The organism is Pseudoalteromonas sp. B62, assembly GCF_037162565.1.
GTDB classification, from domain to species: Bacteria; Pseudomonadota; Gammaproteobacteria; order Enterobacterales; family Alteromonadaceae; genus Pseudoalteromonas; species Pseudoalteromonas fuliginea.
Window position 1 is genome coordinate 1,196,896 of the sequence record NZ_JARLVB010000002.1, and the last position, 17,608, is coordinate 1,214,503.

9 protein-coding genes are annotated in these 17,608 nt (G+C 39.7%); 5 read left to right on the forward strand and 4 right to left on the reverse strand.

Annotated features, from left to right (window positions below; translation table 11 throughout):
- Position 1 precedes the first annotated feature (1 nt).
- A complete protein-coding gene (locus tag P4S71_RS10035) occupies positions 2–856 on the forward strand; it encodes a putative metalloprotease CJM1_0395 family protein (protein WP_337150595.1) in 855 nt (284 codons plus the stop codon).
- 337 nt (positions 857–1,193) lie between these two features.
- Here P4S71_RS10035 and P4S71_RS10040 read toward each other — a convergent pair whose 3' ends face one another.
- From P4S71_RS10040 to greB, 4 genes are all read right to left on the reverse strand, one after another.
- The gene (locus P4S71_RS10040) at positions 1,194–3,521 is read right to left on the reverse strand and encodes a Tex family protein (RefSeq protein WP_096792266.1); all 2,328 of its coding nucleotides are present in this window, start codon (positions 3,519–3,521) and stop codon (positions 1,194–1,196) included.
- A gap of 167 nt (positions 3,522–3,688) precedes the next feature.
- The gene (locus P4S71_RS10045) at positions 3,689–4,270 is read right to left on the reverse strand and encodes a CBS domain-containing protein (RefSeq protein WP_007376422.1); all 582 of its coding nucleotides are present in this window, start codon (positions 4,268–4,270) and stop codon (positions 3,689–3,691) included.
- Positions 4,271–4,320: 50 nt separating this feature from the next.
- Positions 4,321–4,632 (reverse strand): hypothetical protein, encoded by a 312-nt coding sequence (locus P4S71_RS10050; RefSeq protein ID WP_007376423.1) that lies wholly within the window; start codon positions 4,630–4,632, stop codon positions 4,321–4,323.
- 106 nt (positions 4,633–4,738) lie between these two features.
- Entirely contained in the window at positions 4,739–5,227 is a 489-nt protein-coding gene (gene greB, locus P4S71_RS10055; RefSeq protein WP_337150596.1) for a transcription elongation factor GreB, read from the reverse strand.
- 195 nt (positions 5,228–5,422) lie between these two features.
- On the opposite strand from greB, the gene ompR reads away from it, so the two are divergent.
- The 4 genes from ompR (at position 5,423) to P4S71_RS10075 (ending at position 17,468) form a co-directional block, all read left to right on the forward strand.
- The gene (gene ompR, locus P4S71_RS10060) at positions 5,423–6,142 is read left to right on the forward strand and encodes an osmolarity response regulator transcription factor OmpR (protein WP_007376425.1); all 720 of its coding nucleotides are present in this window, start codon (positions 5,423–5,425) and stop codon (positions 6,140–6,142) included.
- Positions 6,143–6,147: 5 nt separating this feature from the next.
- Positions 6,148–7,464, forward strand: a complete 1,317-nt coding sequence (gene envZ, locus P4S71_RS10065) for a two-component system sensor histidine kinase EnvZ (RefSeq protein ID WP_033030230.1) — start codon at positions 6,148–6,150, stop codon at positions 7,462–7,464.
- An 813-nt stretch (positions 7,465–8,277) separates the two neighbouring features.
- Entirely contained in the window at positions 8,278–17,025 is an 8,748-nt protein-coding gene (locus P4S71_RS10070) for a SpvB/TcaC N-terminal domain-containing protein (protein ID WP_337150597.1), read from the forward strand.
- Positions 17,022–17,468, forward strand: coding sequence for a hypothetical protein (locus tag P4S71_RS10075; protein WP_337150598.1), 447 nt, complete (start codon positions 17,022–17,024; stop codon positions 17,466–17,468). The genes P4S71_RS10070 and P4S71_RS10075 overlap by 4 nt, the downstream gene beginning before the upstream one ends.
- Positions 17,469–17,608: the final 140 nt, after the last annotated feature.

Sequence of the window (17,608 nt, forward strand, 5' to 3'; positions counted from 1 at the left end):
TATGAATATTGTCACGCCATTTCCATCTATCAATATAAACACTGCAAATGTTTATACGGAAACTGCACGACGTGACAACCAACTACGCGAAGTCATTCCTGCACCAGCATCAAGTAGCGCAAGTAATACCGAAACTAAAGCCCAAAGTGACGCTGAAAAAGCGAAGTTGCCAGGTGGAAGTGATAGCGTAACATATGATGCAACGGGAAAAACAACAGACGAAAAATCAGTTCAACAACGCGATGAAAACTCAGAAAACCCTGAAGGCTCTGAACAAGAAAACGAAGCAAGTGAGCAACAAGAATTAGAGCAAGAAGAGCTGCAATTAGAGCAAGAACAGCTACAAATTAAAGAGCTAAAGGCTCGAGATACCGAAGTCAGAATACACGAACAAGCGCATGCCTCTGTAGGTGGACAACATGCAGGTTCGCCAAGTTATGAATATCAACGCGGGCCCGATGGTACTAATTACGCAGTTGGCGGAGAAGTACAAATTGATGTATCAGAAATACCCGGCGACCCACAAGCGACGATTGATAAAATGCAAACGGTGCGCGCTGCTGCATTAGCTCCTGCTGAGCCTTCGGGAGCTGATCGCTCTATTGCTGCAGATGCTACGCAAAAGCTAGCAGCGGCTCAGGCTGAGCTTGCACAACCTGAAAAAGAAGATGACGAAGACGCAAAAAGTAAACTTGAAGCTTCATTCTCTAGCGATGAAAGCAGCGATACAAAAACAGCTAAAAGTGACGAGCAAACACGTGATGCCGATGTTGAGGCACGTGCAGGGCGTATTGCTAACTTTTATCAAATGGCGACATCGCCAGCGAACCAAAGTAGTTTTTCAGCGTTAAGTTAATAATCTAGCAAAACATAACCACAAAAAAACCGCTTACGCGGTTTTTTCGTTTTAGTTTAGGGCGTGTTGACCTTTGTGGATTGAAATTTGTTCGATCTAGGGGCTATTTAATCGCGGCGCGAGGTTTGTAACCTAGCGGGCTAAGTAAAAACCGAGCAACAAAGAGTTAATCGTCCCTAGAAAGAACCCAAAGGGCAGCGCATGTTTGGCATTTATGCTGCGTTATCGCCTATTTATGGGGAGTAACCACACGACATAGGCTCTGCCTTGCCCAAATACCAAACATACTGCTGCAAATTCAACCACGAAAGGTCAACACGCCCTAGTTGTACAACTATTATTTTTTCACTTTAGCATTAGCGAACGCATCGGCAAATGCATTACCCATTAACGCATTACCGTTGTCACGTTTAGGCTTTGCAGCACGAGGTTGCGAATTATTAGCACGTGCTTGTGGCTTTTGCGTAGCTGGAGCTGCTGACTTATTACTTGTGTCAATGTCGTCATCTAAGCGCATAGTAAAGCTTATACGTTTACGCGCTGCATCGACTTCTACGACTTTCACTTTTACAATATCACCAGCTTTAACAACTTCGCGCGGATCTGATATGAATTTATTAGTAATCGCGGAAATATGTACTAAACCATCTTGGTGAACACCTACATCAACAAACGCACCAAAATTAGCAACGTTTGAAACCACGCCTTCTAAAATCATACCTGGTTTTAAATCACTAATTTTTTCAACACCGGCTTTAAACTCAGCTGTTTTAAATTCAGGACGAGGATCTCGACCTGGTTTATCAAGCTCAGTAATAATGTCGGTAACGGTTGGTAAGCCAAACTTTTCGTCAGTGTAATCATTAGCAGCAAGTTTAGTTAAAAAGTCGCTGTTACCGATTAGGTTACTGACATCGACGCTATTGCGTTCACAAATACGTTTAACAACAGGATAAGCTTCAGGGTGAACTGATGAGTTATCTAGCGGATCGCTACCATTGTTAATACGTAAAAAACCAGCCGCTTGTTCAAATGCTTTTGGCCCTAAACGCTCAACTTTTTTAAGCTCACTACGTTTAGTAAATGTGCCGTTAGCATCGCGATAATTAACGATATTTTGCGCTAATGTTTTGTTCAAACCAGATACGCGTGTAAGTAGCGGTACCGATGCCATGTTTAAATCTACGCCTACTGAGTTTACACAGTCTTCAACAACGGAGATAAGGCTTTGGCCTAATTGGCTTTGCGATACATCGTGTTGGTATTGGCCAACACCAATTGATTTTGGCTCAATTTTAACAAGTTCAGCAAGAGGATCTTGTAGGCGGCGCGCAATAGAAACAGCGCCTCGTATAGAAACATCTAAATCTGGAAATTCATTAGCTGCAAATTCAGAAGCTGAGTAAACCGATGCACCCGCTTCGCTAACCATAATTTTACTAAGTTTAAGTTCGCTGTTTGCTTTGATAAGTTCAGCAACTAACTTATCTGACTCGCGTGATGCAGTACCGTTACCAATCGCAATTAGCTCAACTTTATGCTGACGACAAAGTTGCTCTAACGTACGCAACGATTTATCCCAATGATTTTGTGGAGCATGAGGGAAAATAGTTTGTGTAGCTAGTAATTTACCTGTGCTATCAACAACGGCAATCTTACAGCCTGTACGTAAACCAGGATCGAGGCCAAGTGTAGTGCGAGGGCCTGCAGGTGCAGCCATTAATAAATCTTTTAAGTTTTTAGCAAATACGTCGATTGCACCAGCTTCTGCTTTTTCGCGCATGGCTGCAAAAAATTCGTTTTCTAAATGCAGCCCTAATTTAATTTTCCACGCCCATTGCACAACGTTTAATAACCAAGGACTTGCCGCTTTATATTTAATATCTAAACGGTAATGCTCAGCAATCATGTTGGCACAAAGTTGCGCTGAATTTTCAGCACTAGGCTCAGGGTTAACATTTAACTGAAGTACACCTTCATTTCGAGCTCTCAGCATTGCAAGTGCGCGATGCGAAGGTACTTTTTTTAGAAGCTCTTGGTGTTCAAAGTAATCACGGTATTTAGTGCCAGCTTGTTCTTGGCCTTTAATAACGGTACTTTGAATTGCGCCATTTTGGCTAATGTGGCTTCTAAATTTAGCAAGTAGTTTTGCGTCTTCAGCAAAGCGCTCCATTAAAATAAACTTAGCACCTTCAAGCACTGCCTTTATATCAGCAAAGCCTTTTTCGATATTTATAAATTGTTCAGCTTGTTGTTCAGGATCAAGGTTAGCATTTTTAAACAGTGCATCAGCAAGTGGCTCTAATCCGGCCTCAATTGCTATTTGGCCTTTAGTACGGCGCTTCGCTTTATACGGGAGATATAAATCTTCAAGTTCAGTTTTGCTTTGCGCAGTACTAATATCTGCCTTTAACTCTGCTGTTAATTTATTTTGAGATTCGATGGTTGATAAAATAAAGCTGCGGCGTTCTTCTAGTTCACGTAAATATGATAAACGCTGTTCTAAAAGGCGTAATTGGGTGTCATCTAAGCCACCGGTTACTTCCTTTCTATAACGAGCAATAAAAGGCACAGTTGCACCTTCATCAAGTAACTTTGTTGCAGCAACAACTTGCTGTTGTTGTGCATTTAGCTCACCGGCTAAACGTGCAGAGATATCGCTCATGCAAAAACCTTTTTAAACAAAAATAAGACCAGTTAGTAAGTTAACTGATACGACTAATTGCTTGAATAATATCACACGAGGTTGTAATAAAAAGCTCTTAAAGCAAGCTATTTTCCTTGCTTTAAGATGGTTGGCTTGATTGGGTAATTATAGCGTTAAAAGAGCCCCTAGTGAGGGTGCTCTATGTTTTCTAATACTTCACTGAATGAATTAGCTATGGGGGTAATATGCAGAGGGATATGTAGCGCTTTAGTAATTTGACGTGCTGAGATTAAACCGCAAATTTCATTGTCAGTTGTAGTCACTAATAAAAACATCACCCCTTGATGCTCCATTGTTTGCAACGCATCACCAATACATGCGTAGCTTAAGCTTTGCATACTTACACTCATTAACTGACTTATTGGTGTCATTATGTGGCGTAAGCTAACTTCATTACGCGGTGTATTTAAACGCTGGGCAATAATCGTGATTTTTGAGCTTTGTAAATCAGCACTTGAAACTATTCCAATTAATTTTTGGTTGTCGTCCGTTACTAAGACAAAATCAGATTGTTGAGCGCTAATCTGTTTTAGTGCTGCTTCAATTGTTGTTTCATACTGGGCGCGGACAGGTGTTTTTTGAGTGAAATTATTTACCACTTTTAATGCCGGAGAGGCTAAATCAATTAATGGTTGGTCATCTGCAAATGTGCTTGCAATAACGCCGTGAGAAATGCTTTGAGTACGTAATTCTTTAAAGTTAGACATAGTAGTCACCTTAGTCGTTATAAAATTTAATTAAGTTGTAAAATAATGAATTAAATTAAATAGCTAGGTGGTCCGCGTTGGTACGCAGTGCTAAAAGGTCTGTTTAGATTGGTGCTCTTATAAAAAGAATCTACGACATTAGGAAGTGGTTGAGGCGACCTAAAGGTAATAGTATTAACGTGAGAGTCTACGTCAAAATCGAGGTTTGCCTGGTCAGGAATATCACAAGCAATAAAGTGATTAGATAGTTTAGCGTTATCAAGGTTTACTTCAGTGTTATTGGCATGCAGCGTCAAACTTACACTCATTAAAAGTGCAAACAATACGGCATTATTTAATATGCGCTGTACTATGTTTGACATACCCACGACCTTAATTAACTGCTTTCAAATTAAACAAATCAACTTGAATAATTCATTTATAGCTTATTGACCTAATTTACACAATCAAAAGTTAACATGATCTGAATCAAAACTTTTTATTTCTTTTTTGGTAATCAATACTGTTTACATACCATTGCTTTTTACCCTGAGGAGTAGGTACTTCAAAGTCGTCATCTACTTGCTTTTTAATCAATGCACGCGCCATAGGTGAGTCTATTGATATGTAATCTTTTCGGTCGTAAATTTCATCAGGTCCGACAATTCTGAATTTTTTAGTTTCACCTTCTTCGTTTTCAATTTCGACCCATGCACCAAAAAACACTTTTCCATCTTGAACGGGAGAGTAGTCGATGATTTTTAAATCAGGTATGCGTTTGCGTAAATAGCGTACGCGACGGTCAATTTGGCGTAGCAAACGCTTGTTATATTGATAGTCAGCGTTCTCAGAGCGATCTCCGAGACTGGCCGCCCAGCTGACTATTTTTGTTACTTCTGGGCGTTTAACGTTCCATAGTTGGTCGTGTTCTTGTTGTAATTGTAAGTAACCTTCGCGGGTAACTAAATTTGTTTTCATGGTGAATTCTTTATTAACTCTAATGGTGTGCACGTTATTAAATTTGCCAAAACTTGTCGAGCGTAAAATGTAATAAAGTACGAGCAAGTAAGCTTTGAAATGTTCAGTAACAATCTAAGCAAGTAATTAGTTTTTGATTATTCAGTTTTTCATTTATATTAACTAATAATTGGATATAAAAATAAGAAAGAGATTATGGGACACGAGACCACAAAAGTATTGGTTGTTGATGACGATATGCGCTTGCGCAGTTTGCTTGAACGTTACTTAGTAGAGCAAGGTTTTATTGTGAGAACCGCAGGAAATTCGGAGCAAATGGACAGACTCCTTGAACGTGAAAATTTTCATCTAATGGTTCTCGATTTAATGCTTCCAGGTGAAGATGGATTGTCAATTTGTCGTAGGTTACGCCAAAAAGAAAACGAAATCCCTATTGTTATGCTCACTGCTAAAGGCGATGAAGTAGATCGAATTATAGGTTTAGAACTTGGCGCTGACGATTACATCCCAAAACCATTTAATCCACGGGAATTACTTGCGCGTATTAAAGCTATTTTACGCCGCCGCGCAAAAGAAGTTCCAGGCGCCCCTGCTGCTGAAGAAAACTTGATCGCATTTGGTAAATTCACCCTTAATTTAGCAACGCGCGAAATGAGTGAAGGGGACAAAACAATATCGCTTACCAGTGGTGAGTTTGCAGTGCTTAAAGCGCTTGTTTCGCATCCACGAGAGCCACTTAGCCGCGATAAGCTAATGAACTTAGCGCGTGGGCGTGATTACAGTGCGCTTGAGCGAAGTATTGATGTGCAAGTGTCGCGACTTCGACGCATGATTGAAATTGATGCTGCCAATCCGCGTTATATTCAAACCGTATGGGGTTTGGGGTATGTATTTGTTCCTGATGGTGAAAAGTAATTTATATGGGATTTTTTCCGCGTAGTGCGTTTGGACAAACGGTTTTTTTGGTAGCCGCATTATTACTAATAAACCAAATAGTGTCTTACGTTACAGTAAGCTTATATGTTGTAAAGCCTACAATTGAGCAAGTAAATTTAATGCTCGCAAAGCAAATAAAAACCGTATTTATAGATTGGGAAGACGGCATTGAGATAAACGACGAGGTTTCAGAAAAGTTTTTTGAAATCACTGGAATTGAAGTAATGACTCAACGTGAGGCAATGCGTAATGGGCTAGGGCAAAGCCGTGAGTATTCAGGATTATCGCGCAGTATGACGAAACAGTTAAATGGTTTCTCGCGTGTGCGTATTAGCCAAACTGGTCCACTCATATATTGGGTAGAAGCCCCCCAAGCTCCCGGTTACTGGGTTAAAGTACCGTTAACTGGTTTCCAAGAGAATAATTTAGAGTTTTTAACTTTTTATTTATCAAGCATCGGATTTTTAAGTGTGTTAGGTGGGTGGTTGTTTGCAAGGCACCTCAATAGGCCGCTTAAAGCGTTACAACAAGCCGCAATAAAAGTTGGTAAAGGTGATTTTACTACCAAGTTAGCAGAGGAAGGTTCAACAGAAGTGATAGAAGTAACGCGCGCGTTTAATCAGATGTCGCGGGGTATTGCTGCACTTGAGAATGACCGCCGTTTATTAATGGCTGGTGTGTCACATGATTTACGCACGCCGCTTACACGCATTCGTTTAGCGACTGAAATGATGGCTGAAGCTGATGAGTACTTACGCGAAGGTATTATTTACGATATTGAAGACATGAACGGTATTATCGACCAGTTTATCGAGTACTTACGCCATCATAAGCGTGAAGAACTAACCTGTGAAAATATAAATGCACTGGTGGCTGAAGTTATTCATTCGGAGCTAAAGCATCAACGTGTAATTACGTTTAAAGAGAACCCAAGTATTGGCAATATACCGCTAAGCTCTGTGGCTATTAAGCGTGTAATAACAAATATGATTGGTAATGCGCTGCGTTATTCACAAGATGATATAGAAGTACTTAGTTATTTTAGTCCAAATAAAAAATATGTCGTTATTGCAGTAAACGATAATGGCCCAGGCATTCCTGAAAGTGAGTTAGAGTCTGTGTTCGAACCATTTAAGCAAGGTGATGCTGCTCGAGGGAGCGAAGGCAGTGGTTTAGGGCTGGCAATTATCAAGCGTATAGTAGATATGCACGATGGAAAAGTGATGCTTGAAAATCGTCCAGAAGGCGGGCTAAGTGCGCAAATATACTTGCCTATAAAAGTAACTAACCAAGCTGTTTAAAGCGAATAGCTGTGTAGTTACTAACTGTAAACTAAGTGTTTAATACCAAATGGACTTACAAGGTATAAGCCATATGATTACCTCCACATATTTCAAAATACATGTGCTTGTACGGTCAGGTATTAATCGTTTTTATTAGGGTATTGTATACAGCTTTTTAGTATGCTTTTTAGCTGTTACATCATTAATACATTAATACCAATTCGTAATAATCTTTGAGCAATTTGAGAGCTTAAACTTGACGCTAACTGTGTTAAATATTTCTTATATAGAACAACTAAATAACGAATTTTTGCCTTATTATCGACACTGTTTTCTTACCTCAAAATAGCTTACTTAATTAAGCTATTTGGTATTACGAAGATTAAATAGTGACCTTACTTTTTATAGCTACTTGATTTGTAATTATTCGAGTAGTTAGAAAAATTATTAGCATTGGATAGCTAATATATATTTTTACTCCCCATAAATGCCAAACATGCGCAGCCCTTTGGGTTTGCCCTAGAGACGGTTTACTTTTACTTAGCCCACTAAGCTGCAAACTTCCTGCGATAATTAGATAGAACAAGTTTTAATCATGAAAGGCCAGTAGGTTCTAGAAGGTTGAAATTAATATTTCAGCTCCCACTTTTAGTTTTGTTATAAATCTATTTGAATTTACTTTGTATATTTTTAATAAGCTTAGTTTTTAAGTCACTGTTTTTTTTGTTCTTCTTTGGTAGGTTTTTATTTGTTCGATTATTTGATGTTGTTCCCAGGTAACAAACATGTAAATATTTAAATAAAATAATAACAACCAACAAGGATTGTTTTGTGAAATTTACATTGTGCTTTTTTCTATTAGTTTTATCTTCAATGGCTTCGGCTGTTACTGATAAATTTAATTTAACTGAAGATGGAAGTAAAACAGTTAGAATTTGGGAGGTTTGGCGTGTTATAGGCGCACGGGAAGCCTTTTTTGGAGCCGCCATTATAAAACCAAAAAACGGGACTTTAAATTTTAATACAGATTCATTTGTTTATAAACCAAAGGCTAATTTTTGTGGTGTAGATACAACAACGATAAATGTCTCATTGATAGATTCTGGCAATAACCCAATTAGGTCTATATCTCTAGAATCCGATGAGCTTGTTGAGTACTCAACAAGTCCTATTTTAAATATTCTCCAAAGCTTTTTTGCCTTTGCAACAAAAGATGATGTAGAAAAGCCTCGAATACAATACGCATCCTATAGAACCTATTCAGCTAATTATCAAACTGTAAGCCAAAATGTGACTCGTTATCCTGTTAAGCTTACTTTTAATGTTGCATGTGTGAACGATTCACCAACGATCACAAACATAACGAATCAGTCAACAAACGAAGACACCACAAAAGCGATAAGCTTTACAGTGGGTGATGTTGAAACAAGCACTTCAAGCCTTGGTCTTTCTGTTGTAAGCAGCTCAAACACTTTACTATTGCCGACGAATCGCATTGTTTTTGGAGGGAGTGGCGCTTCGCGGACAATGAGCATGTCTCCGGTGGCGAATAGGTATGGGTATTCAGACATTCGTATCCGTGTTAAAGACAGTAACGGTGCGACGAGAGACGATACATTTAGGCTCACTGTAAATAGTGTGAACGATGCACCAACGATCACAAATATAGCGAATCAGTCAACAAACGAAGACACCACAAAAGCGATAAGCTTTACAGTGGGTGATGTTGAAACAAGCACTTCAAGCCTTGGGCTTTCTGTTGTAAGCAGCTCAAACACTTCACTATTGCCGACGAATCGCATTGTTTTTGGAGGGAGTGGCGCTTCGCGGACAATGAGCATGTCTCCGGTGGCGAATAAGTATGGGTATTCAGACATTCGTATCCGTGTTAAAGACAGTCACGGTGCGACGAGAGACGATACATTTAGGCTCACTGTAAATAGTGTGAACGATGCACCAACGATCACAAATATAGCGAATCAGTCAACAAACGAAGACACCACAAAAGCGATAAGCTTTACAGTGGGTGATGTTGAAACAAGCACTTCAAGCCTTGGGCTTTCTGTTGTAAGCAGCTCAAACACTTCACTATTGCCGACGAATCGCATTGTTTTTGGAGGGAGTGGCGCTTCGCGGACAATGAGCATGTCTCCGGTGGCGAATAAGTATGGGTATTCAGACATTCGTATCCGTGTTAAAGACAGTAACGGTGCGACGAGAGACGATACATTTAGGCTCACTGTAAATAGTGTGAACGATGCACCAACGATCACAAATATAGCGAATCAGTCAACAAACGAAGACACCACAAAAGCGATAAGCTTTACAGTGGGTGATGTTGAAACAAGCACTTCAAGACTTGGTCTTTCTGTTGTAAGCAGCTCAAACACTTCACTATTGCCGACGAATCGCATTGTTTTTGGAGGGAGTGGCGCTTCGCGGACAATGAGCATGTCTCCGGTGGCGAATAAGTATGGGTATTCAGACATTCGTATCCGTGTTAAAGACAGTAACGGTGCGACGAGAGACGATACATTTAGGCTCACTGTAAATAGTGTGAACGATGCACCAACGATCACAAATATAGCGAATCAGTCAACAAACGAAGACATCACAAAAGCGATAAGCTTTACAGTGGGTGATGTTGAAACAAGCACTTCAAGCCTTGGTCTTTCTGTTGTAAGCAGCTCAAACACTTCACTATTGCCGACGAATAGTATTGTTTTTGGAGGGAGTGGCGCTTCGCGGACAATGAGCATGTCTCCGGTGGCGAATAGGTATGGGTATTCAGACATTCGTATCCGTGTTAAAGACAGTCACGGTGCGACGAGAGACGATACATTTAGGCTCACTGTAAATAGTGTGAATGATCGGCCACGTATTACTGGAGCTAATTCGATTAAGCTGTTGACTAATGAAAGTATCGGTATTGATTTTAGTGTTAGTGATGAAGAAACACCTTTGGGTTCTTTAAGATTGGATGTTGATGCTATGAATCCATCATTATTTAAAGAGCTAAAAGTTACTTTTATAAATGGAAAAGCCCACCTTGTAGTTGAAGCCTCAAGCCAAAGTGGAAGTACTAATATAGTTCTAAGGGTAACAGATGAGAATGAACTCGTTACCACTGAGTCTATAAGTGTATTAATTCAATCACCAATAGAATTAGCAACAGAGACCTCGGTTATTATTCCTTTAGATAAAGAGTCTACTGATATTGTAGCACCAGACTTTTCAGCAATTGGTGCAATTAAGGGGCAGGCTAGTGTAAGTGGTGGTGCGGCTACATATCAACTTCCGATTCAGCTTACCCCTGGGCGTTCTGGAATGCAGCCAGAAATATCATTAAATTATTCATCTCGTAGTGGTAATGGTATTGCGGGTGTTGGGTGGGCTCTTTCAGTTGGTTCTAGTATTACACGCTGCGCTGCAACTTATGCACAAGATGGGTTTACACAAAGTCCACAATATAATAGTAACGATCGGCTTTGTTTAGACGGCCAGCGTTTAATTGCTACATCGGGTAGTTATGGTAATTCAGGCACACAATACCGCACTGAAATTGATAGTTTTGTGCGTGTAACGCAAAGTGGCTCACTAAATGGCACATCTACGTGGTTTAAAGCTGAGTATAAAAACGGTCGAGTGTCATATTTTGGTAAAACAATTGACTCAAAAGTAATACATGAAGGTAGGACCGCTACTTATTCGTGGTTGGTTGAATATCAACATGATGCAACCAAGAATAATTATATTCATTATGACTATGCCTTATATGGAACTGCAGAGTTGTTGCTAGATCAGATTTCTTATACCGGTAGCTCGGTTAATAATAAAGGAGAGCAAAAAGTACAATTTATTTATGAGCCGAGAAATAAAATACACGAACGCTTTTCGTTTGGAGGTCGCTCAGTTGTTACACAACGACTCCACAAGGTTGATATTTTTAACGTTAATCAAAATGTTTGGAGTTATGAGCTAAATTACCAAAAGAGTACTGCATCGGGTAAAGAACTGTTAGATGAGGTTTCTCAATGTTTTAGCAATAATTATTGCTTACCTTCAACTTTATTTACTTGGAATAATACTCAAGAAGTATTAATGCTGGAGCCTTTAGGCGGGGAAAGTAACATACTTTATCCTAACGAAAAATCAATAAGCAAGGTTTTACCAAGAGGCGATGTAAATGGTGATGGCGTAAGAGATTGGTCAGGTTATTTTGTTAATGCTGAGGGGGACTTTAGCAACAACAATATAGCGTTAGATTCATGCCAGTTTAACCGATTTACACTTAGACATGAATGCAGCCAAGGGGATATTGACTTAGATGGAATAACTGATGAATGGTCAATTAAAAATCAAGAGTTAATGTTCGATTTGTCTAGTGAAGGATTAATTTCGACAAATATCGAAATGCCTCCTTCTTTAAAACCTGAATTAAGAGAAAGCCATATTCGGCAAATTGCAGATTTTAATAATGATGGTTGGCCAGACATATTACTTTATATTGCAAGTGATGCCCCTAAAATTGAACTTTACTTGCATCAAAAAAATGTAAGCAGACCTTACGTTCGTCCTGAATTTAGCTTTAGTCTTACAAAAGGTACAGCTAGCGATTTATATACCACTGTTCTTTTAGATGACTATACAGTATTAGGTGATATTAGCGGCGATGGCACAATAGATATAATGCATGTTAGTACGGGTGCTAAAGATATTATTCCGCCATTACAGGCCCGCCCAAAAACATTACTTTTGGGTGATGATAATTATCAAAACGATCATGCCTTGCCATTTAGCGTTACCTTAGGAACGCTAAAACCTCAGTTAAGTATGTTTATTGACTTAAATGGTGATGGATTAACTGATTGGCTTGGGTGGGAATATAACGAAAATATTATTTCTCTTACTTATAGATTAAATAAAGGGGCATTAGTATTTACAGCAAAACATACCCTTAGTAACAATCTTATCGAAACGGTAGAGCAGAAGGTACTTTATAACGCTGGGGAGTGGATAACGCGAAGAGTACCTAAATATGGAAGAGGCTTTCTTATTGAAGATATTAACTATGACGGAATACCTGAACTATTGATGCCAGGTAAGCGGTTACTGACCCGCTGCACTTCTTTAGGTAGAAATCGTTTTTGTGGTGATCAGTTATATGGTGAATGGGAAACACGACCAGGAGATCGAAGCTCTTTAATCCCAATTGATAGTAGTTCACTCGATAAAAGTATTTATCAATTTGATGCATTACATTTTAGTCAAAATAGTGCCGGGGAGTTGAGTGTAACTAAAAGCGAAACAAATCTGGTGGGGAACCCATATGATTCAGCATTTGTTGATGCATACGGAACAGGCTTAAGAAGCTTAGTATTTAATCATACATCAGAGCCTGGGTTTTCTAATCAAGGAAATGCTGAGGGGACTTTTTCTGCATATACTGAACAATACGGTGTATTTATAAATCGTAATTACGGTACTGGTTCAGGAGTGAGCGGTCGTGATTATGCCCCTGTAGATCTTATGTTAGCAGCTAAAGATGGCCTAGGTAAAGAAGCCAAATGGCAGCAACGACCATTATCGAGTAGCAAAGTTGAATATGATTTACTGAGAAACAGCATTATATCAGAGCCAGGGTATATTAATTTTGCATCTAGCATGTACGTTGTGAATTCATTCCTGCAAAGTAATGGTTTGAACGACACGACAGAAACAGCGTATAGCTATGCAGGCGCTGTGTATAACCAGTTCGGCCGTGGTTTTATGGGCTTTAAAAGCATTATAGAAAAAGATGTAAGTCGAGGGCTCGTTACACAATCAGACTTTAAACAAGTCTTTCCGTATCAGGGTAAGTTAGAACGCCAAGCTACTTTTGCGGTAAATGACTATAACGTGCGAAGTTATAATTTATTACAATCAGCAAGTCTGGAAGCTAATGCATTAAGTTATTCAAGTACTGACTGGCAGGATAACCTGAACCATACTATATCAGGTGTTTATAATGTATATCCTCGTTCTACAACGCAGCTAACGCGAGATCTTGATTCTAAAAGTGTTGTTACATCTACCAATAAAACCATAATTGGAATTGATGAATATGCAAATGTAACAGCCAACTCGGTAGAGATTAATGACGACTGGGGAGTATATACAACATCCCAAACTAGTACTTATCAGAACGATAAAAGCAGTTGGTGGTTAAATAAACTCACTAATAAAACAGTGACAAAAAACGCAATTAAAGAGCGTAATAGTAATGATCCAATAACGAATGTAACACTCGATCAAAAAACATCTAATACAACTGTTTATTCTCAATATCATAGCAGTCGTCAGGCTGGTGTAGTCGAAATTAGTGGTAAAATAGGCTCAGCTATTTCGGGTAATGGCAGTACAGTTACGACTGCTTTTAATGATTACGGCTTACCGCACCTTGTAAGTCAAACAACCAAAGTACGCAACAGTAGCGGCAGTTGGGTTGACCAAACGCGGACGACATCAACTACGTACAGTAAAAATGGCATCAGCGAGGCAAGCGACGGCTATTTCCCCCACAAGCAAATCAATGCTAAAGGGCATATAAGTTATACCAATGTGAACCCCGCCACGGGGCAGGTAACCCAAACACGCCAACAACTCAGTGGCAGTAATTATCAAGTAACCAACTATGGCTATGATGATTACAACCGTCCGTACAGCGTTCAAACTGCGGGTATGCCCATTCAGTACAGTGCAGTACAAACACCGGATACACAAGCTCCCGAACACGCAGCTTTACAAGTCTTAAAGGTGGCAGCCGGGCAACCAGCCCAAAAAATCTATATAGATAAGTTAGGTCGTACACTACGCACTGCCGTACAAGGTTTTGATAGCGATTGGATATTCAGTGATGTTGTTTATAACAGTGTAGGTTATAAAACATTTGAATCTGTACCACATAAAGAGCATGCCTCAGTATTTGGTACATTTTATACCGCACACGATACACTCGGTCGCGTAACTGAAAAAGTAACCAATCAACATTGCGGTGATATGACTACAAACTACGAATACAGCGAACTTGCCACAGGCATAACAGTTTATGATAGTTGTTATGGCATCACGCTAGATATGTCGCGTACTTACAATAGCCTTAAGCAACTAATGCAAACAACTGATGCAAACAATGGAATTACACGTTATAGCTATAATGGGCAAGGGTTACCAATCGTTATTCAAGATGCTAACGGCAATAACATTGTGGCAATGTACAATGCACTTGGTCAAAAAGTAGAGGTAAACGATCCAAATCAAGGTATCACTAATTTTCAATATAATGGTTTTGGTGAATTACAACATGAATCCCGAGCGGATAATAAAACCATCAGTTATGTAACCGATGTACTTGGGCGCGTTACACGACGCACCGCGACAGGTGAAAATACGTTAACGTATAGCTATGATGGCGCTACCTATGGCCTAGGGCAGTTAAATCAAGCGGCAGGTAATGGCGTAACAAAAAATTACGCATACGATAGTCGAGGCCGTCCTAGTAGCCAAACTATTATTGGTAGTGGTAAAAGCTACACAACAACCACATTTTACGACAGTAACTATGGCCGTGTAAAAGGGCTACGTTACCCGAATAACCTTACCTTAGAGTACATTTATAACGATGCAGGCTATCAAACGCAGGTAAAAAATGCCGCCAGTGGTTATGTGTTTAAAACTATCATTGAACATGATGTGTTTGGTAATATATCACAGGGGACATTAGGTAATGGGTTAAGTGAAAATACCGCTTACAGCCTTAAGAATGGTCAGATGACCCTTAAAACCATTGCTAAAAATAATAGCAATATCATGAGTATTAATTACTCAGCGTATGATGGGTTTGGTAATTTAAAAGCTGTTGATATCACCTCGGGGAATATTGGCAACCAGCACAATTTTAGTGAAAGTTACAGCTACGATGCACTGCACCGTTTAGAAAGTAACGCTGTTAATGGCATTACCACGATTGACTACAGCTATGATGCGGTGGGCAACCTGTTATCAAAATCGGATTACGCCTCACAATACGATTACACTAACGGTGCAACAGGTGGGCCAAATGCAGTAAAGCGTGTGCTACGCAGCGGCAGTTGGAAAATATTTAGTTATGATGCACGTGGTAATATGACTCAGGGCGACGGCCTTACCAGTGCCAGCTACAACGCGATGGATAAACCCACACAAATTATAAAAAACGGTAAAACCCTCACCTTTACCTATGGTCCACAACACATGCGCTTTAAGCAAGTGAATGGCAGCGTAACCACTTTTTATAGCGATAAGTTGTATGAAGAAGAAATCGACGGCAGCAACACCACATGGCGAGCTTACATAGACGACATAGCCGTTATAAGCCAAACGACAGGGGCCAGTGCAAGTATTCGTTATACCCATCGAGACCGCTTAGGCAGTGCACGCGTATTTACCGACCATAACGGACAAGTAGAAGCAGAGCGAAATTTTGACCCATTTGGTAAACCACGGCTAGCCAGTGGCGGCTTAAAAGCATTTGGAGATTCAAAACTCGGTGATATGGCGGATGCCAAAACACGAAGAGGCTTTACTGACCACGAACATTTAGATAATGTAGAGTTTATTCATATGAACGGTCGGGTGTACGATTATAACCTTGGTCGGTTTATGTCGGTGGACCCGTTTGTTCATGAGGGTTCACAGGGGATTAATCCTTATTCCTACATCATGAACAATCCGCTGTCCGGTATTGATCCAACAGGTTATTCACCAGAAGAACCTGAGTTAGAAAAGGTTGAGTACACGGAACAGACTGAAAAGGTCGCTGTTACTGGATCAAGGATAAAACGAGAAGTTGTAACAGGTGCCAGTGGAACTGCAACTTACTCTAATGGGGCTACACAATCGTTTTCAGCGACATTCAGTGGTGGGAAGGTAGCCACGATGGACATTGGTTCTCCTAAGCAAACCAGTACTACTTCACCGCAAACCCAGCAAAGTGGAAGCTCTGTAGGTGAAACGGTGAAAGGTGTTGCTCAGGCAGGGCTGAAATCCCTCAAAAAAGGCGGTGTAATTGGTATGGCTTTAGCTCCTACCTCTACTGCTACTGATGAGCAAATGGAAGATCTAGCAGCTCCAGTAATAGCTGCAAATATATCATCTTACGAACAAGAGCAGTCGGCTGCTATCGCTAGAGTAAGGAGTGCTGATGGCGGAATCGTCTTGTATCATGGTACTGATGTTCAGTCAGCTCTTCGAATTTTAAATGGTGAACCCCTAAATGCAGTAATTGCATCAGGAAATAAAATAGATGGTTTACCGGGGTTTTATATGGCGACTGACTATAATGATGCTGAATTTTTTGCATTACGCCGTGGGGAAGGCGCTGTAATTAAATTCATGATATCAAATAAAGCTCTTGGAGGCTTAAATGCAAATGGAGCTAGTTTTAATAAAATTCCAATCGGAGGATTTAAAGCCGACGGTTACGAGTTCTTAGTTCCACCTGAAGCGTTTGGAACCTTTAATTCTTATAGAAAAGCACAAGAAATAGTAGCTACACCATGAAAAAATATACATTAAAAGACTTAAAACCAGTCTCTAAACCTACAGATTTGATTAAGAAACAACCGGAAAAATATCTGTCAAATATAGATTCTCCGGGAAATGAAATTGCATCGGGTATATTAAATGACGCCCTTACCTTGGGTGCTAATGAGGTACAAATAAAAAGGGTGAATGGATGGATAATAATTTCCGCTGATATCGCTTGGTTTCGTTCTAATCTCGATGCAAGTCAAGATATTAGTCACGTTTTTGATAAGTTTATAGCAATACCTGAAAAGTGCGTGAACTCATTTCGAACTGAAATTTTAGTATTTACTTTTTCGAAAGCATGCTTTGTTAATGAAAATGGTAAGGTAACATCGATAAAGGGGAACTACCCAAGTGTTGATATTTTAAATGCAATTAACGGTACATTACCATTTGTAATTGGTTTCAAGTGCTAAAGGAAAATAATGAGATAGATCACCTTGCCTTTTCCTATCAATCGCTTCATTAAAATTATTCATCAAGAAAAACTTAAGAAGACACCCATCCTAATGTTTGTATTTTTTATATTTTGCGCTAACTTTTAATTAGTGCAAAA